Source organism: Pauljensenia sp. 20925_1_25 (assembly GCF_041433955.1).
GTDB lineage: Bacteria > Actinomycetota > Actinomycetes > Actinomycetales > Actinomycetaceae > Pauljensenia.
This window is the reverse complement of the sequence record NZ_JAPWCL010000006.1, coordinates 86896-105056: the sequence shown is the minus strand read 5'-3', so window position 1 is coordinate 105056 and position 18161 is coordinate 86896. Positions and strand designations below refer to the sequence as shown.

Below are 18161 nucleotides of genomic sequence, written 5' to 3'. Positions count from 1 at the left end.
ATGCCCACGTTTTTGCCCTGAGATGAGGATCACCGAGGCCTCTGGTGCCCTGGGGTCCAACCTGGCGCCGTTGGGATCGGTACCATAGGAGCGAACCCGCGCGCGCGTGCGCGCCTCGAACCACCCGAACGGAGTAACGTGGCGGAGTTTATTTATCAGATGATCAAGGCCCGCAAGGCCATCGGTGACAAGGTCATCCTCGACGACGTCACCATGGCGTTCTTCCCGGGTGCCAAGATCGGTATGGTCGGTCCCAACGGTGCGGGTAAATCCTCGATCCTGAAGATTATGGCCGGACTGGATGAACCCAGCAATGGCGAGGCTCGTCTGACCCCTGGCTACTCGGTCGGCATCCTCATGCAGGAGCCGGTCCTCGACGAGACGAAGACCGTTATCGAGAACGTGCGCATGGGTGCAGCTGACATCTTTGGCAAGCTCGCACGATTCAATGAGATCTCCGAAGAGATGGCAAATCCGGATGCCGACTTCGATGCTCTCATGGACGAGATGGGTAAGCTGCAGACCGAGATCGATGCTGCCAACGCGTGGGATATCGACTCCCAGCTTGACCAGGCGATGGATGCGCTGCGCTGCCCGCCGCCGGATCAGCCTGTCTCCGTTCTCTCCGGCGGTGAGCGTCGTCGCGTTGCGCTGTGTAAGCTCCTCATCGAGGCCCCCGACCTGCTCCTCCTCGACGAACCTACTAACCATCTCGACGCCGAGAGTGTCCTCTGGCTCGAGAAGCACCTCGCGTCCTACCCGGGTGCCGTCATCGCTGTCACCCACGACCGTTACTTCCTTGATCACGTCGCCGGCTGGATCGCGGAGGTTGACCGTGGTCATCTCTACCCCTACGAGGGCAACTACTCGACCTACCTGGAGACCAAGGAGAAGCGTCTGCAGGTTCAGGGGCAGAAGGATGCCAAGCTGGCCAAGCGCCTGAAGGAAGAACTCGAGTGGGTTCGCTCCAATGCGAAGGGGCGTCAGGCCAAGTCGAAGGCTCGTCTGGCTCGCTACGAGGAGATGGCTGCCGAGGCCGAGCGTACCCGCAAGCTAGACTTCGAGGAAATCCAGATCCCGCCGGGTCCGCGTCTGGGCAGCGTCGTGATCGAGGCCAAGGATCTCCAGAAGGGATTCGGAGACCGTTCCCTCATTAACGGTCTGTCTTTCTCGTTGCCGCGCAACGGTATTGTCGGCGTCATCGGCCCCAACGGCGTTGGTAAGACGACGTTGTTCAAGACGATTGTCGGTCTCGAGCCCCTTGATGGTGGCGAGCTGACGATCGGTGAGACTGTCAAGATTAGCTACGTCGATCAGTCTCGCGCCGGCATCGACCCGGATAAGACGCTGTGGGAGGTTGTCTCGGACGGCTTGGACTTCATCCAGGTTGGCAACGTCGAGATGCCTTCGCGTGCCTACGTCTCAGCCTTTGGCTTCAAGGGGCCGGATCAGCAGAAGCCTGCCGGTGTACTGTCTGGCGGCGAGCGTAACCGTCTGAACCTGGCCCTCACCCTCAAGCAGGGCGGCAACCTGCTCCTGCTGGACGAGCCAACCAACGACCTGGACGTCGAGACCTTGGGTTCTCTAGAAAACGCGCTGCTCGCATTCCCCGGCTGTGCCGTCGTCGTCACCCATGATCGTTGGTTCCTCGACCGCGTCGCTACCCACATCCTCGCGTGGGAGGGGACCGAGGAGCATCCGGACAACTGGTACTGGTTCGAGGGGAACTTCGAGGCGTACGAGAAGAATAAGGTGGCCCGCCTTGGTGAGGCTGCTGCGAATCCGCACCGCGTGACGCACCGCAAGCTGACGCGCGACTAATGCGCTGAATAAACGTGTAGGGGGAGGGCCTGGCGGTCCTCCCCCTACACTTGTGTCTCGAGGTGGTGATGCCCATCGTGTTTTCTCTGGTCACCGATGTGTCACTGGGATGGGCGGAGTGCGTAATTGTAGCTGGGTGCAGAGTTTTTTGCTTCTGTCAATGTCTTTTTGCTGGAGATTTGCTCATGTAGCGGATCCCACTTGCCTTTTGTACAGGTCACATCTAGCATGTGATACGTATCGCAAACTTTTAGCGGCGCGAAAGGGGCTCCGATGGCGATTGAACAAGCGCTCATCGACGCGCTGGGTGGACACCTCAACATTGTTGAGATCGAACCCTGCACAATGCGTATCCGTGTTCAGGTAAAAACTCAGCGGGCAGTTGATGAGGCTGCGCTACGCGTGGACGGTGTTTTGGCTGTCGTGCGCTCCGGTGACATCGTTCAAATTGTCTGCGGGGCTTCCTCCGACGATGTCGCAAGCGCGATGATCGCTTCGCTTGAATCCGTGGCCCATGACACGCCGGTGGAGGCTTTGTCACAGCGGGCGCACGCATAAACTAAATGTGTCCCTGGCCCACAACGTAGAGAGCTTTTCCCGTGGATATTCATTCACCCGCATCTGACAACATTGACCTGCTGCGCCATGTCGCTGACATGAATGGCGTTGCGACCGGCTTTTGGGACTGGTATGGGAACTGGGTGGGCGTTGGTGCCCCAACCCTCCTGAAGGTCCTTGGCGCGCTCGGTCTTCCCCTGAACGAATCGTCTACGGTGGGGGACGTCGAGCATGCGATGCGTCTGACTGAGGAACGTGAGTGGCGTCGGACTCTGCCTCCGACGATTGTTGCCCGCGAGGGTGGCGGTTATCTGTTCCCGGTGCATGTGCCCGACGGCTCGTGGGTCAACGTTCAGTGGGTCCTCGAAGATGGTCGTAAGGGCCAGTGTAAGCAGGTTGATCGCTACGTGCCCCCGCGCATGATCGACGGTCAGCTCGTGGGGCGCGCGACCTTCGATGTGCCGCATTGGGTGCCGATCGGTTGGCATCGCCTCGTTGCAACGGTTGAGGGAGGACATGTCGAGTCCGCAACTCTCATCGTTGTTCCCAATGCCCTGTCGTTGCCCATCTTGGAGTCCTCTCGCCGCGCGTGGGGCGTCAACGCTCAGCTCTATTCGACGCGTTCGTCCTCTTCCTGGGGGATCGGCGACGCGGCTGACCTGGCTGACCTGGCGGCGGTGTGCGCGGACAAGGGGGCGGACTTCCTTCTCATTAACCCTGTCCACGCGTCCCAGCCGGTTTCTCCGCTGGAAACCTCCCCGTACCTGCCGGTGTCTCGCCGCTGGGTGAACCCGATTTACATCCGCCCCGAGTCCATTGAGGAATTTGCCTCGTTGCCTCAGGCTTCGCGCGAGGCCATTGAGCAGTTGCGCGATGTCACTCGCGAGTTCGCCAGTCGTGAGGATCTGATCGACCGCGACCGCGCCTGGGAGGCTAAGCGCAAGGCGCTGGAAATTATTTTCGCCGCGCCTCGTACCTACCACCGCCAGTCGCAGTTCGACCACTTCGTGGAAAAAGGCGGCTCCGAGCTGTCTAACTATGCGCTGTGGTGTGCGCTTGTCGAGCGTGAGGATACGCTGGAGCTGCCCGAGGACCTTGAGCGTTCCTCGTCGCCGCGCGTTGAACTCGAGCGCCTTGAGCTGGCCGACCGCGTCGATTTCTGGGAGTGGTGCCAGTGGATTGCGTCCGAGCAGCTGGTCCACGCACAGGAAGTGGCCCGCGAGGTCGGCATGGAGATCGGCATTATGGCCGACTTGGCTGTGGGCGTCCACGGCCATGGGTCCGAGAAGTGGAGCCGTCCCGAACTGTTCGCCTCTGGCATGACTGTGGGTGCTCCGCCGGACGTGTATTCGCAGCAGGGCCAGAACTGGTCACAGCCGCCGTGGTCTCCGCGTTCGCTGGCTGAATGTGGCTACACGCCTCTGCGCGACATGGTGCGCGCCGCCCTGGCTAATGCTGGTGCCGTGCGTATCGACCACATCCTGGGCATGTTCCGCCTGTGGTGGATCCCGGAGGGCTGTGTGGCGACCGAAGGCACCTACGTGTACTACGATCACGAGGCCATGATGGGCATTATCCTCCTGGAGGCCCAGCGTGCGGGTGCTGTTGTTATCGGTGAGGATCTGGGCGTCGTGGAGCCGTGGGTGCGCGATTACCTGCGCGACCGTGGCGTCCTGGGTACCTCCGTCGTGTGGTTCGAAAAGGAGGGTGGCGGTTGGCCGCTGCGTCCCGAGCACTACCGTGATCGCGCGCTCGCTGCGGTCAACATCCATGACTTGCCTCCGACGCTCGGTTACATCCGTGGTATCCAGACGACGCTGCGAAGCGAGCTGGGGCTGCTGACTGACGACATTGAGACCGTGCGTGCAGCGGATCGCCTCGAGCTTGATCAGGTCGCGGCTCGCCTGCACGAGTACGGCTGCATCGATGGCGCGGAACCCAGCGAGCGCGACATGGTCGAGGGCCTGTACCGCTATGTCGCGAAGGTTCCCTCCAAGCTCGTCGTCGCCTCCCTGGTAGACGCGGTAGGCGACGTGCGCCCGCAGAACATGCCGGGCACGGGCGCGGATCAGTACCCGAACTGGTGCGTGCCGCTGTGCGACTCCGACGGCGAGGAGGTCTTCATTGAGGACCTGCCCTCCAACGAGCGTCTGACCTCGCTGTTCTCCCTGCTGAGGGGTTCCGTGAGCTAGCGCGACCGTTTGACAGTACGACACCCCGTAGCCCGTGAGGGCTGCGGGGTGTCGTACGAGTGAGGCGATGGCGTCGGTGCGGCCCCGAGTAAGGTGCCTAGCGTGAGGTCTCGGTCGAAAAGAGTGGCGCGAGCACGGATACGTCGGGGCCGGTTACTTCGTGCGTGACGGCGGCACCCGGCGGAGTGACGACGACGATGGGGACGCAGGGGGAGAGACCGGCGTCGCGCACGAGGGTGAGGTCCCAGTGGATGAGCGGGGCACCCGCCGCCACGACGTCCCCCTCATCGACGAGGGCCGCGAAGCCCTTGCCATGTAGACTCACCGTGTCGATGCCGAGGTGGATGAGGATCGATATGCCCTGCGTGGAGGTGATGATGGCGGCGTGCGGCTTGAGCTTGGTGACGACGCCGTTGATAGGGGAGTGGACGGTTAAACATTCCGAGGCGGAGTCGGGGATGAGCGCGCAGCCACCCCCGACGACTCCGCTTGCGAAAACGGGATCAGGCACCTCACTCAGCGCCATGACGTGCGCTGCGAAGGGTGCGCAGACAGAGAGTGTCACCGGCTGGCGAGCATTTCGTCGACGAGATCCTCGGAATCGGGGCCAATGACGACCTGAACCGCGTCGCCTACGATGACGACGTCGAAGGCACCGGCGGCACGTAGCTTGGCCTCGTCGATGAGGTCGGTGTTGGCGGCGTCCAGGCGAATGCGTGTGATGCAGGCTTCAAGATTGGAGATGTTCTCCCAGCCGCCCAGGGCTTCGATGATGGTCGTTGCGGTGCTCATGGGGTCCTCCTTGGCTCATGCGGTTTGCCTCACACTTATGGTATCGCGGAGGTGGAGTCGTTGGCACGCCATGGGCCTGGGAGCGCGTCACATTATGGGACGGTGTTGATGGCGCTGGTGCCGCGGATACGAGCCGCGGGGGTGAGGCCCATGGCGATGCTGGCTCCGACCGCCAGAGCAATGAAGACGTACATGGCGGCCTCGACCCCCATCCACGAGGCGGCCGCGCCGGACGCGAGGGAGCCCAGCGGCATGACGCCCCACACGGCAAAGCGAAAGATCGCGTTCATGCGTCCGAGCATGTGGGGCGGGCAGATCTCCTGACGCAGACTCATCTGGGTGACGTTGTAGATGGTGAGGAAATAGGAGGAGACAATGCCGGAGACCGCAATGATTGCTGCGGCCGCAGCGGGGGCGTGAACGGCTGCCGGTTGGGCGGCTAGGACAGCGACGCCGATGATGCTTGTGACGACGATGGTGCGCCCGATGCCCAGATGCTTCATCCATGCCGAGCGCGTGAGCGCGCCGAGGATCCCGCCGATTGCCCCGACGCTCAGGAGGAGGCCGAGCTGGGTAGCGCTCATGTCCAGCGTGCGCAGGACAAGGATGGGCAAGAGAACCTGGATGCCGGCGGCAGCGAATGCGGCGGCCGCAATGCAGGAAAAGAGGGGAAAGAGTAGGCGTTGCCCGCGTACGAAGGCTAGCCCCTCGCGGATCTGCGCGACAAGCGTGGCTTCGGTGCGCGTAGGCGCAGGCTCCGGGGTGGCGATGCGCCAAATCGCCCAGGTCGAGAACGCGTAAGTGAGGGCAGTAAGCAGATAGACGAGAGGAGGGGCGAGCAGCCCGAGGAGCCATCCGCCCAAGCCCGGTCCACCCGCGTGCCCCACCTGGTAGGAGGCCTCGAGCCGCCCGTTGGCCGCACCGATATATCGCCGAGAGGCGATGATCGGAACATAGGACTGGTAGGCAACATCGAAGAAGACGGTGCACAGGCCCAGAAGCGCGGCGACGATCATCAGGTGCGTCAGCGTGAGGGTCGCGAAGACATAGGCCAGGGGAATCGAGACCAGGGCACCGATGCGCGCTAGGCCCGCGATGATCATGACGCGGCGCTTACGCCACCCATCCACCCAGGCACCCGCCGGTAAGCCGACGATCAGGAAGGCGAGTGTCTGCAAGGCCGAGAGCACACCGATCTGGGTTTCGCTGGCACGCAGGACGCTAATCGCAATCGCTGAGGTAGCCAGCGTCCCCACCTGGAAGCCAACCTGCGCAGCGGTCTGCCCCGCCCACAGGTGCATGAACGCCGAGTTACGGGTGAGCGGGTGGTGGAACCAGGCCCTGACGGTGACGGCCATCTGTCGGCGCCGAGGCCTAGGCCGGGCTGGGTGCCCCGTCGATGAGCCCAGCGGCGGCCAAAGCCCAGGCGAGGCCGTCGTCGCCAACCGCGGGGGCGACAATATCGGCAACCTCAACCAGAGCCTCGCACCCCTCCCCAATACTGACGCCGACAGCGGCGCGTGCCACGGCCTCGACATCATTGTTAGAGTCGCCAATAGCCACAGTACGTGACATGGGGACGCCGATGTGCTCACACACGGCCTCCATACCCACCGCCTTGGACAAGCGGTCCGGGAGAATCTCGAAGGGAACATACCCTGCGGCCCCCACCGATCCGATGATGGCGCGGTAGCCGTCGGGCAGCGCCGCACTCACGCGCTCCATCGACGCCTTCTCCGGAGGCACATAGGCCGTCACCTTCGTGAAAGACCCACCCTCAACGTCAACGACAAAGGGCGTCACCGACTGGGCATACTCGGCCCAATCCTCAGGGGTAAGACCCGCTCGGGGCACGAAAAACTCCAGATAGCCGCGCGAAGGCCCCATCTGGTCAGGCCCCTGCCACACGTAGAACGCATCCAAATCCTCCCACAGAGCAGTCAGAACCCGGACGTGCTCGGCAGGCATACGCTCATCAAGCAGCGCCGTGTCACCCACCGCCGCATACCCGCCAGCCCCACCCACGATGCCCTCAAAACCCAGGTCAAAGAAACGCGGATAGACCTCCGGGACAGAACGCCCAGTACAGATAAACAGACGGTGGCCACGCTCACGCACCTGCGCCAACGCACGAACCGCTGAACCGGGAACGCGCTGGCGGGAATCACACAGCGTCCCATCCACGTCGATGAAAACTGCACGAGGAGCAGCGCCCTCAGTGTTCCGACCAATCACACCCGCGTCACAGCTCATAACGCCATGGTAGCCCAGCCACCACCAGCGACACCCCACACAACAAACCCAAGAAACAACAAACCACGCATTCGATTGGTAAAACCACACCCCCATAACCCACACTGGAACCAGCGACGACACCCGCAATGGAGCACGAAAGACAACTCACAACGATGCAACACACAGCACTCACGAACGCCAGCGACCTCACCCTCCTACAAGCAGCAGCTCTCCTCTCCGGCGCAAGCGCCTGGAACTCACGCGCCATCCCCACAGCACACGTCCCCTCCTTCATCATGAGCGACGGCCCCCACGGCGTACGCCGCCAACTCGGCGACGCCGACTCCGAAAAAGCCACCTGCTTCCCGACGGCCTCCGCGCTCGCGGCCACGTGGAACCCCGACCTGGCCCGCCAGATGGGTGAGGCGTTGGGGACGGAGGCGCGTGGACTCGGAGTCAACGTCCTGCTTGGCCCCGGCCTGAACATCAAGCGTTCGCCCCTGTGCGGACGCAACTTTGAGTACTTGTCCGAGGACCCGATCCTCGCAGGGCGCATGGCGGCAGGCCTCACCCAGGGCATCCAGTCCACGGGAACTGCCGCCTGCCCCAAGCACTTCGCCGCTAACTCCCAGGAGCTGCGACGCATGGCGTCGGATTCCGTTGTGGACGAGCGTACGCTGCGTGAGATCTATCTGACCGGTTTCGAAATCGTGTGCCGCAGCGCCAAGCCTCGAGCAATCATGAGCTCCTACAACCTCGTCAACGGAACCCACGCCCACCAAAACAAGCATCTGCTGACCGACATTCTGCGCACCGAATGGGGTTTTGATGGCATGGTCGTCTCCGATTGGGGAGGATGCACGGATGCCGTCGCCACCGTCCGCGCAGGTGGAAGCCTCGAGATGCCCGCCCCCGGACTGGAGGATGCTCGTCGAATTGTTGCCGCCGTCGAAGCCGGGACGTTGGAGGCATCCGATGTGTATGCGCGCGCCCAAGAGGTCTTGAACGTCGCCGCCGCGAGCGCCGACCTTCCCGCGCCTACCCCCTACGACCTCGATGAGCACCACGCGCTGGCCACGCGCATCGCCTCCGAAGCGATCACGCTCCTGCGCAACGAGGACGATGCCCTGCCTCTGAGTTCTGGCACCAGTGTCGCCCTCATCGGTGACCTCGCTGACACGCCGCGCTACCAGGGAGCAGGCTCCTCCCAGGTCAACCCCACACGCCTCGAGACCCCGCGCGAGCTACTCGAGGCCGGGGGAGAATCCGCCCGAGGCTTGGTCCTGACAGGATACGCTCCCGGATATGAGCGTCACGGTGGCACGAGTGACGCGCTCATCGCCGAGGCCGTGGCGCTCGCGGCGCGCGCCGACGTTGCGCTCGTGTACGTGGGTCTCGATGAACTCGCCGAGTCGGAGGGACTGGACCGGACCCACATGCGGCTTCCCGAAGGGCAGGATCGACTCATTGAGGCAGTCGTGGCCACCAACCCTCGTACCATCGTCGTCCTGACGGGCGGTTCCAGCGTTGAGATGCCGTGGGCGTCCTCCGTGCCCGCGCTCGTCAACGGTTACCTGGGCGGTCAGGGAGGGGCTGGCGCGATGTTGGATGTCCTCACCGGTGTCGTCAACCCTTCGGGACGCCTGGCTGAGACCTATGCGCGTTCCCTGGAGGATCATCCGACCGCCGCGTGGTATCCGGCGACCGGTCCTCTGTCCTACTACCGTGAGGGTCCCTTTATCGGCTACCGGTACTTCACAACTGCTGGCGTAGATGTTGCTTTCCCTTTCGGGTACGGCCTGTCCTATTCACGCTTCGAGTACTCCGATCTTGCTGTCGATCAGGATGGGGCGACCCTGACGGTCGCCAACACCTCAATGCGTGACGGTACCGAGGTCGTTCAGCTCTATGTAAGCGCCCCGGGCGGCGTCTTCGGCCCTGCGCGCGAACTTAAGGGGTTCACCAAGGTTGTCGTTCCAGCCGGTGAATCTGTGCGCGTCACCATCCCCTTTGACCGCTACACCTTCCGCCACTGGGAGACCTCACGTGGAGCGTGGGAGACCGAGGCTGGAACCTGGACGATCCATGTGGGGCGCAACGTCGAGGACATGCCGCTGAGCGCCACCCTCGAGGTCGAAGGAACCACGCCCTCGCCAATCGACCCGGCCCTCGGACACTACCTGAACGCCGACGTCGCGGGCATTACCAACGGAGAGTTCGCGGTCCTGCTGGGTCGCACCATTCCTACCGCTCACCCGAGGGAAGACATCACGGCGTTCGACCTGATGTCGGATCTGATCCGTGCCAAGAGCTGGCTTGCCCGATTGACGGGCCGCAAGCTACACGCTGACAAAGCGAAGGCTGACGCTAAGGGCATCCCGGACCTCAACGTTCACTTCGCGCTCAACATGCCGCTGATGTCGCTCACCAAGTTTTCGAACGGTTCTGTGAGCACAGGCATGATCGACGCGGTCGTGGAGGTCATTAACGGCCACTTCTGGCGAGGTATCACGCGTCTAGCGATCCGTTATTGCGCCAACGCGCGTGCCAACAAGGCTACCCAGCGTGAACTTGATCAGATACGATGACGCGGCCTCGGCCTCGGCCTCGTCCTTGTCAGGCAACGCCGTACAAGAATACTGATCCAGGCAGCGAAGCACTGATGGTGCGCCTGAAGGATTGCACACCGCGACCGCACAGGTCAGCACCTTCAATGCTCACCGTCAGGTCACCGTCACATCGAACTCCTTGGTCAGGAAGATAGCATTCTGGTACGCGAGTGCGTGCGTTTTGTCCACCATGCCCACCGCTGTAGCCATGTCCTTGTGGGGTGTTTTCTTACTCGTCACAGCGATTTTCGCACAGGAAGATCTCAAGGAGAGCGCGCAGGTGAATCAGGCACAGTAGACTACTGCCAGACCTGCGAGAGGAGAACCCATGAGCACGCCCCTTCTGACCGTGATCGTGCCCGCCTACAACTCCGAGGACTACATTGACCGGGCGTTAACCACGCTCGTCGGATACGGCGACGAACTCGAGGCGATCATCGTGAACGACGGCTCGAAGGACCGAACCGCACAGATCGCCGACGAGTGGGCCGTTCGTTACCCCTCCGTCAAGGTCATTCACCAGGAGAACAAGGGGCACGGCGGTGCCGTCAACGCCGGCCTCGCTGCCGCTACCGGCACGCACGTGCGCGTTGTCGACTCCGACGATTGGCTGGACCGTCGCGCCACGAACGCGGTGCTCGATCTCCTGCGCGAGGAGCGCAAAGCCGGGCGTCACCTCGACTTGCTCGTCACCAACTACGTCTACGACAAGCAGGGAAAGGCCCACAAGGCCGTCATCCGTTACCGCAACGTCCTGCCGCGCGGACGCACCTTCGGCTGGGCGGACCTGCGGCGGTGCCGCTACGACCAGTACCTGATGATGCACGCCTTGACCATGCGCACCGAAGTCGTGCGAGCCTCCGGCCTGGTCATGCCCGAACACACGTTCTACGTGGACTACCTCTACTCGTTCGTGCCACTGCCCTACATTTCCACGATCCGCTACCTGGACGTGGACCTCTACCACTACTTCATCGGGCGCGACGACCAGTCCGTCAACGAGAAGGTCATGATCACGCGCCTGGATCAGCTCGCGCGGGTGAACGAGGCCATGACCCGTGCGCTGCCTCCGCGCGCCGAGGTCGAGGATAAGCTGTGGCGCTACATGGTCCACTACCTGCGCATCAACGCCGTCGTCTGCTCCGTCATGGCTCAGCTCTCGGGCACGCCCGAACACCTGGCCCTCAAGGAACAGATCTGGGAGACCATGGACCAGATCAACCCCGAAGCCACGGAGCGTCTGCGCAAGGATCTGCTCGCCGGCCTCGTGCGCCACGCGTCCCCGATGGTCGTGCGCGGCGGCTACAAGGTCGCGGCTGCGGTCCTCGGCTTCAACTAACGAGCGCCGTCAGTGCGCGGCGAGCGCCAGCTCGGTGCAGTGGACGGTGAGGTGCTTACCGATGAGCGGGTATTCCACGCCCTCCTCGCGGCTTCGCCACGTAAAGCCGAGCTTTTCTGAGACGCGTCGCGACGCATCGTTTCCGTCGAAGTACTTCAAGATGATTGTCTCGACGCCCAGTTCCCTCGCGCGCTCGATGATGGCGCGCCCCGCCTCGCTCGCGTAGCCGTTGCCCCAGTAGGGCGCGCCGATCCAGTATCCGATGTCAGCGACGGTCGCTTCGGGGGAGTCTGTGTCAATGCGCAGTGCGATTGAGCCGACCAGTTCACCGGTTGATGACAGCGTCACCGCGTAGCTGTCGGGTGCCGCCAGGAAAGTTGACAGTGCCTCGTGTGCATCGTCGACGCGCTCGTAGGGCTTCCATCCGCACAGCATCCCGATGCAGGGATCGCGGGCCAGCTCAAAGAGCGCGGGAGCGTCCGCGTCGCTCCAGGGGCGCAAGCACAGGCGCTGAGTGTGAATGATCATTGGTCGTTCTTTCCCGTTGAAGGTGACGGCAGGTAGGAGGCGACGACAGCAGGATCGTCGGAACCAATCAGTGGCGGGCGACATCCGGCCTCTCCAGGACTTCAACGTACACGCTCACATGACCCTCTGTCCCGCACCTCAACCCGCTTGCCGGAACGTAGGCGGGGTCGCCCACGTCCTGGACAGCGGGTTAGCGTGCGGAGCCACCCGACATGTCAGCAGATGGAACAAGAATAGGTGAGCGTCGCCTCTCTGTTGGAGCGTGTCCGCGCCCCGGCCTCGTCCCCGTTCCAGCACGCCCCGGCCTGGGCGGATACGATGGTGTTAATCAAGTGAAAGGGGAGCGGCGTGGATCTGCTCGTTGTTGGATCGGGCTTTTTCGGCCTGACGTTCGCCCGCGAGGCCGCGGAGCGATTCGGTATGAACGTGACGGTCATCGAGCGCCGCGACCACATCGGAGGCAACGCCTACTCGTCCATCGACGAGGCCACGGGCGTCGAGGTGCACCGCTACGGCACCCACTTGTTCCACACGTCGAACGAACGCGTGTGGTCCTACGTCAACCGCTTCACAGCATTCAACGACTACCGCCACCGCGTCTACGCCAACTACCGGGGCGTCGTCTACCCGCTGCCCATCAACCTGGGTACGATCAACCAGTTCTTCGGCGCCGCCTACTCGCCGACCGAGGCCCGCGCGCTCATCGAGCAGCAGGCCGCCGAAATCACGGGCGAACCCGACAACCTTGAGGAGAAAGCGATCAGCCTGATCGGTCGCCCGCTCTACGACGCATTCATCGCCGGATACACGGCCAAGCAGTGGCAGACCGACCCGCGCGAGCTGGCCGCCTCCATCATCACGCGCCTGCCCGTGCGATTCACCTACGAGAATCGCTATTTCCAGGACCGCTACGAGGGTCTGCCCCTGAACGGTTACGGAGCGTGGATCGCGAACATGGTTGACCACCCGCGCATCAGCGTGCACACGGGCGTGGACTTCTTCGACGGCGCCTCGCCTTTCTCGAAGGCCGCGACGGTTGGCCAGGTGCCTGTCGTCTACACGGGCGCGATCGACCGCTACTTCGACTACGAGGCCGGCGAACTCGGCTGGCGCACTCTCGATTTTGAGACCGAGGTCGTGGACGTTCCCGACTACCAGGGATGCTCGGTCATGAACTACTCGGACCGCGACGTCCCCTTCACGCGCATCCACGAGTTCGCGCACCTGCACCCCGAGAGGGATCGACGCGGTGCGACCAATACGATCATTCAGCGCGAGTACTCGCGATTCGCGCGCCCCGGCGACGAGCCCTACTACCCGATCGCCTCGCCGTCGGATCGCTCGACGCTGGCGGCCTACCGGGAGATGAGCGCGGGGGAGAAGGACGTTCTCTTCGGCGGGCGCCTGGGCTCCTACCAGTACCTGGACATGCACATGGCGATCGCCTCGGCCCTGACGAAGGTCGACGAGGCCGTGGCCGCCTGGCGCTGACGGGTTTCCCACTCGCATGGTATCGATCGTCTGGTCGGTCCTGTCGATCGCTCTCATCATCGGCGTCGGCTGGATCGCTCGCCGAGGGGGTGCACTCGGCCCTGATGCCGCTGGCTCCCTCGCATCGGCAACGTATTGGGTGGCCAGCCCAGCGATGCTGTTCCACGCGATTGTCTCGACCGGCACGTCCGGAGTTTTTGGCGCTCCGCTCGCCGTGGCCGCCGCGTCGGGCGTGGGCACCGCACTGCTCTTCGTGCTTGTCGCACGCCTGTTTCTGCGCCTGTCGCGCGGGGAAACCACCTTGGGGGCCATGGCCTCGTCCCTGAACAACGGGGCCTACATCGGCATCCCGATCGCCGTCTACGTCTTGAACGACGCCTCCGCTGTTGTTCCCATCCTGGTGTTTCAGCTGGGTTTCTTCACCCCGATGTTTTTCGTCCTGGCCGATCTAGTGGGGTCGGGGCAGCGCCCGTCGGTGCTCGGTGTTGCGAAGGTCGTGGCGCGCAATCCCATGGTCATTGCAGCGGCGTGTGGCTTCCTGTTCTCCGCCGCGGGGTGGCCGATGCCGACGCTCCTCGACGTGTCGACCTCAATGCTGGGGTCAGCAGCACCCCCGATGATCCTCTTATCCTTTGGGGCGTCCCTCGTGGATCGTCGTTCGGCGTCCGGGGATTCCGGTATTGCGGCGACCGCCTGCGCTATCGCCTGCAAACTCGCCCTCCAGCCCGCTATCGCGTGCGGCGTCGGAGTGCTGCTCGGGCTGACCGGTCCTGCCCTCATGTCGGTGACCATCATGGCTGCCCTGCCAGCCGCGCAAAACGCCTACATCGCGGCCACTCGGGCGAAGGCGGGGGAGCGCATCGCGCAGGGAACAGTCCTCGTGACGACCTTCGCCTCCCTGCCCGTTGTCGTCGGTATTGCCGCGCTTTTCCACGGCCTCGGACTGGTGGCTTAATACGCCCGACGGTGCCCATCGCAATTCCGCACTGACCCACAAACCAGCCATGGCCTCGTCAAAAAGAGGTCAAAAGCACGGTCTATATCGTGGACTGTAGCTGACATCCTCGTGTAACGGCCATAGTCTGACTGAGCATTATCCCAAAATCAAACGAATCCAAGGAACACGATTCATGTCATCCTCCGCATCCCGCCCCGCGCCCCGCGCGCGCGACTCGTGGAGCGGCCAGACTGGCTTCCTACTGGCGGCCATCGGCTCGGCCATCGGCCTGGGCAACATCTGGCGTTTCCCCGGAGTCTCCTACTCCAACGGCGGCGGCGCCTTCCTGGTCCCGTACCTGGTTGCCCTGATCTTCGTCGGTATCCCCATGCTGTGGCTCGACTACGCGGTCGGCCACAAGTTCCGCGGCTCCCCGCCGTGGGCACTGCGTAAGATCATTGGAGGCGGCGAATTCATCGGCTGGTTCCAGACCTTCGTGTGCTTCGTCATCATGGTCTACTACGGCGCCGTCCTCGCGTGGGGCGTGCAGTACACGATCTACTCCGTGAACGAGGCCTGGGGTGCCGATCCGACGACGTTCTTCCTGGAGTCCTTCCTTGAGAAGGTTCCTGGCGACACCTTCTCGTGGGCCCCTGCATGGGCCGTCATGATCCCGCTTGCTCTCGTGTGGGTTCTCGTGCTCTTCGTCATCGGTCGCGGCCTGTCCAAGGGCGTCGAGGCTGCGAACAAGGTCTTCCTGCCGCTCCTCGTCATCCTCTTCCTTGCGCTCGTCGTTCGAGCAATCTTTCTGCCGGGCGCCATTGAAGGCCTCAACGCCTTCTTCACCCCGAACTGGGGCGCGCTGGCCGACCCCAACGTGTGGCTGGCCGCCTTCGCGCAGATCTTCTACTCGCTGTCCGTGGGCTTCGGCATCATGCTGACCTACGCCTCCTACCTCCAGCGTAAGTCGAACCTGACGGGCACCGCTCTGGTCGCTGGCTTTGCGAACTCCTCTTTCGAGATCCTCGCTGGCATTGGCGTCTTCAGCGCTATCGGCTTCATGGCACACCAGGGTGGCGTGAGCGTCTCCGAGGTTGAGGGCCTGACCGGCCCGATCCTCTCCTTCGTGACCTTCCCGAAGATCATTTCGATGATGCCCGGTGGGCCCCTCTTCGGCGTGCTCTTCTTCTCGTCCCTCGTTCTGGCCGGTGTCACCTCTCTGCTCTCCCTGCTTCAGGTCGTCTCCGGTGGCCTGCAGGACAAGTTCGGCTGGTCGCCCGCTCGCTCGGCTCTTGTTCTTGGCGTTCCCGCCACCGCCATCTCGCTGGTGCTCTTCGGCACCCGATCGGGCCTGAACAACCTCGACATCGTCGACAACTTCATCAACTCGGTTGGCGTCGTGTCCTCGGCGATCCTGTTCGCCGTGCTGTGCGCAGTCGTCGGCCCCCGCCTTGGGGTGCTCCGTGCACACCTCAATTCGGTGTCCAGCGTGAAGGTCCCCAAGCTCTGGGAGCCCCTCGTTGGCATCGTCATCCCGGTCGTCCTCTTTGTCATGATGGCGATGTCAATCGTGAAGGTCCTGAAGGATGGCTACGAGGGCTACCCCAGCAGCTACGTGCTGATCTTCGGCTGGGGTTCTGTGGCGGTCGCGGTCGTCGCGTCTCTGATTTTCACTCTCATCCCGTGGAAGCACCGCCCGGTGGATACCCACGCGACGGTCGCTCAGATCCTCGCGGAAGACGCCGAGGAGACCGCTTCGACCGAAGGAGGCGCCAAGTGACCGCTCCCGCTATCGCCCTGATGATTCTGACGATCCTGCTCGTGTGGGGTGGCCTCGTCGCTTCCGTCGTCATGCTGCAGATCCTCCCCGTCCCCACGGACGAGGAAACTGAGGCTGCTCAGCGCGCTATCGATGCCGACCAGGCCGCCAGCCGGTAGGGTGTCAATCGTGAAGCTCGTTGCCTTTGATCTCGATGACACGCTGGCCCCCTCGAAGTCGCCGCTGCCACCCCAGATGGACGTGGCGCTGCGCTCGCTGCTGGATCATGTGGAGGTGTGCATCATCTCCGGTGGCCAGATGGGGCAGTTCCGTACGCAGGTACTCGACAACCTGAACGCCTCCGACGAGGAACTCTCGCGTCTGCACCTGATGCCGACCTGCGGCACTCGCTACTACCGCTTCGAGGGCGGGCAGTGGGTCGAGCGTTACGCGCACGACCTGGACCCTGAGGTGGCCGCCCGCGTCATCGAATCCCTGGAGCGCCATGCCCGCGAGCTTGGCCTGTGGGAGGAGAACCCATGGGGCAACATCATCGAGGACCGTGGCTCTCAGATCACCTTCTCGGCGCTCGGGCAGGAGGCACCCCTCGACGCGAAGCGCGCGTGGGACCCGGATGGGACCAAGAAGGCTGCTCTGCGTGATGCGGTGCAGCCCGATGTGCCGGAGCTGGATGTGCGCGGTGGTGGCTCGACTTCGGTCGACATTACGACGCGTGGCATCGACAAGGCCTACGGCATGGGTAAGCTCGTCGAGGAGACGGGGATTCCGGCCTCCGAGATGCTCTTCATCGGCGACCGCCTGGATCCCGAGGGCAACGACTACCCCGTCAAGGCCGCCGGCTACGCGACGCGCGGCGTGTCGGGTTGGGAAGAGTGCGTCGAGGTTATCCGCGAACTCGTTGACTCCCTGAGCTGACGCAGAGACGACTACGGTACGAGGCCGGGGCTGGGTGTCCAGCTCCGGCCTCGTTTCGTTGTACGTCGCTGGGCGAGTGCGGTTGCCTAGGCTCCGATCCCGCGAGTCGCCCAGAAGACGACGGCGGAGGCGGCCGCGACGTTGAGGGAGTCGACCCCGTGGTCCATGGGGATCTTGACGGTGTAGTCGGAGGCGGCGATGGTGCGCCTGCCGAGGCCGTCGCCCTCGGTTCCCATGACCATCGCTAGGCGCGCGCCCGGCCTTTGGAAGGCGGGCAGCGCTGCGAAGTCGTCGAGGGAGACGGAATCGTCAGACAGAGCGAGGGAAGCGACGGTGAAGCCAGCCTCTTGCAGCGCCTTGATATCGCCGGGCCAGGATTCCAGGCGAGTCCACGGTACCTGGAAGACGGTGCCCATCGAGACGCGCACGGATCGCCGGTAGAGCGGGTCCGCGCACTGTGGGGTCACGAGGACTGCATCCACGCCGAGCGCTGCTGCGCTGCGGAAGGCCGCGCCCACGTTCGTGTGGTCGACCAGGTTTTCCAGGACGACGACGCGCCGTGCGGGTGCGCCATCTCGGGCGGTGGCCAGCAGCTCGCCAAGGGAGGGCAGGAGGGGGCGTTGCATGGCGGCCAGAGCGCCGCGGTGCAGATGGAAGCCCGTCATGTGCTCCAGGACGTCTTCCTCGGCCACAAAGACCGGGACGTCAGCGCCGTCGCCGGATCCCGTGGCGTGCTCAATGAGCGACGTCAGGGATTCCAGCCACCGTGCCGACATCAGGAAGGATCGGGGCCGGTGTCCCGCCCGGATGGCCCGTTCGATGACGTTGGCGGATTCGGCCATGTACAGGCCGCGTTCCGGCTCGATCTTCGACCGTAGCTTGACGTCTTTGAGGCGCGTGTAGTCGTCCAGGCGTGGATCCGCAGATAGATCGGCGCGGGTCAGTTCGATGATCACGTTATTCC

Annotated in this window: 16 protein-coding genes; 10 read left to right on the top strand and 6 right to left on the bottom strand. The window is 63.6% G+C overall.

What is annotated here, in order from left to right; genetic code table 11:
- Positions 1 to 138: 138 nt before the first annotated feature.
- The 3 genes from ettA (at position 139) to malQ (ending at position 4571) form a co-directional block, all read left to right on the top strand.
- Positions 139 to 1821 (top strand): energy-dependent translational throttle protein EttA, encoded by a 1683-nt coding sequence (gene ettA / locus O3932_RS04450; RefSeq protein ID WP_009648576.1) that lies wholly within the window; start codon positions 139 to 141, stop codon positions 1819 to 1821.
- A 273-nt stretch (positions 1822 to 2094) separates the two neighbouring features.
- The gene (locus O3932_RS04445; RefSeq protein ID WP_009648597.1) at positions 2095 to 2379 is read left to right on the top strand and encodes a PTS transporter subunit EIIB; all 285 of its coding nucleotides are present in this window, start codon (positions 2095 to 2097) and stop codon (positions 2377 to 2379) included.
- A 41-nt stretch (positions 2380 to 2420) separates the two neighbouring features.
- Entirely contained in the window at positions 2421 to 4571 is a 2151-nt protein-coding gene (gene malQ / locus O3932_RS04440; RefSeq protein WP_009648599.1) for a 4-alpha-glucanotransferase, read from the top strand.
- Positions 4572 to 4668: 97 nt separating this feature from the next.
- Here malQ and O3932_RS04435 read toward each other — a convergent pair whose 3' ends face one another.
- The 4 genes from O3932_RS04435 to O3932_RS04420 all read right to left on the bottom strand — a co-directional run bounded on the left by O3932_RS04435 (position 4669) and on the right by O3932_RS04420 (position 7616).
- The gene (locus tag O3932_RS04435) at positions 4669 to 5136 is read right to left on the bottom strand and encodes a PTS glucose transporter subunit IIA (protein WP_296504512.1); all 468 of its coding nucleotides are present in this window, start codon (positions 5134 to 5136) and stop codon (positions 4669 to 4671) included.
- Positions 5133 to 5363 carry a glucose PTS transporter subunit EIIB gene (locus tag O3932_RS04430; RefSeq protein WP_009648624.1) on the bottom strand — a complete coding sequence of 77 codons (231 nt, stop codon included), beginning with the start codon at positions 5361 to 5363 and terminating at the stop codon, positions 5133 to 5135. The genes O3932_RS04435 and O3932_RS04430 overlap by 4 nt, the downstream gene beginning before the upstream one ends.
- Before the next feature lie 92 nt (positions 5364 to 5455).
- Positions 5456 to 6721, bottom strand: a complete 1266-nt coding sequence (locus O3932_RS04425; protein ID WP_371536511.1) for an MFS transporter — start codon at positions 6719 to 6721, stop codon at positions 5456 to 5458.
- 16 nt (positions 6722 to 6737) lie between these two features.
- Positions 6738 to 7616 (bottom strand): HAD hydrolase family protein, encoded by an 879-nt coding sequence (locus O3932_RS04420; protein WP_371536508.1) that lies wholly within the window; start codon positions 7614 to 7616, stop codon positions 6738 to 6740.
- Positions 7617 to 7744: 128 nt separating this feature from the next.
- On the opposite strand from O3932_RS04420, the gene O3932_RS04415 reads away from it, so the two are divergent.
- Both O3932_RS04415 and O3932_RS04410 read left to right on the top strand, forming a co-directional pair.
- Positions 7745 to 10186 (top strand): glycoside hydrolase family 3 C-terminal domain-containing protein, encoded by a 2442-nt coding sequence (locus O3932_RS04415; protein ID WP_371536506.1) that lies wholly within the window; start codon positions 7745 to 7747, stop codon positions 10184 to 10186.
- 349 nt (positions 10187 to 10535) lie between these two features.
- Positions 10536 to 11546 (top strand): glycosyltransferase family 2 protein, encoded by a 1011-nt coding sequence (locus O3932_RS04410; RefSeq protein ID WP_371536503.1) that lies wholly within the window; start codon positions 10536 to 10538, stop codon positions 11544 to 11546.
- A gap of 9 nt (positions 11547 to 11555) precedes the next feature.
- Here the strand turns inward: O3932_RS04410 and O3932_RS04405 are convergent, their stop codons facing one another.
- Entirely contained in the window at positions 11556 to 12074 is a 519-nt protein-coding gene (locus O3932_RS04405) for a GNAT family N-acetyltransferase (RefSeq protein WP_371536501.1), read from the bottom strand.
- Positions 12075 to 12422: 348 nt separating this feature from the next.
- On the opposite strand from O3932_RS04405, the gene glf reads away from it, so the two are divergent.
- The 5 genes from glf (at position 12423) to O3932_RS04380 (ending at position 17197) form a co-directional block, all read left to right on the top strand.
- Positions 12423 to 13565, top strand: coding sequence for a UDP-galactopyranose mutase (gene glf, locus O3932_RS04400; protein ID WP_009648639.1), 1143 nt, complete (start codon positions 12423 to 12425; stop codon positions 13563 to 13565).
- Positions 13566 to 13581: 16 nt separating this feature from the next.
- Positions 13582 to 14520: an AEC family transporter gene (locus tag O3932_RS04395; RefSeq protein ID WP_371536498.1), complete on the top strand. Its 939-nt coding sequence runs from the start codon at positions 13582 to 13584 to the stop codon at positions 14518 to 14520.
- A 175-nt stretch (positions 14521 to 14695) separates the two neighbouring features.
- Positions 14696 to 16282 (top strand): sodium-dependent transporter, encoded by a 1587-nt coding sequence (locus O3932_RS04390; protein ID WP_371536495.1) that lies wholly within the window; start codon positions 14696 to 14698, stop codon positions 16280 to 16282.
- Entirely contained in the window at positions 16279 to 16440 is a 162-nt protein-coding gene (locus tag O3932_RS04385) for a methionine/alanine import family NSS transporter small subunit (RefSeq protein WP_009648582.1), read from the top strand. Before O3932_RS04390 ends, O3932_RS04385 begins: the two co-directional genes overlap by 4 nt.
- Before the next feature lie 10 nt (positions 16441 to 16450).
- Positions 16451 to 17197, top strand: a complete 747-nt coding sequence (locus tag O3932_RS04380) for an HAD-IIB family hydrolase (RefSeq protein WP_296504501.1) — start codon at positions 16451 to 16453, stop codon at positions 17195 to 17197.
- A gap of 86 nt (positions 17198 to 17283) precedes the next feature.
- Here the strand turns inward: O3932_RS04380 and O3932_RS04375 are convergent, their stop codons facing one another.
- Positions 17284 to 18153: an RNA methyltransferase gene (locus O3932_RS04375; RefSeq protein ID WP_296504500.1), complete on the bottom strand. Its 870-nt coding sequence runs from the start codon at positions 18151 to 18153 to the stop codon at positions 17284 to 17286.
- Between the last annotated feature and the right edge of the window lie 8 nt (positions 18154 to 18161).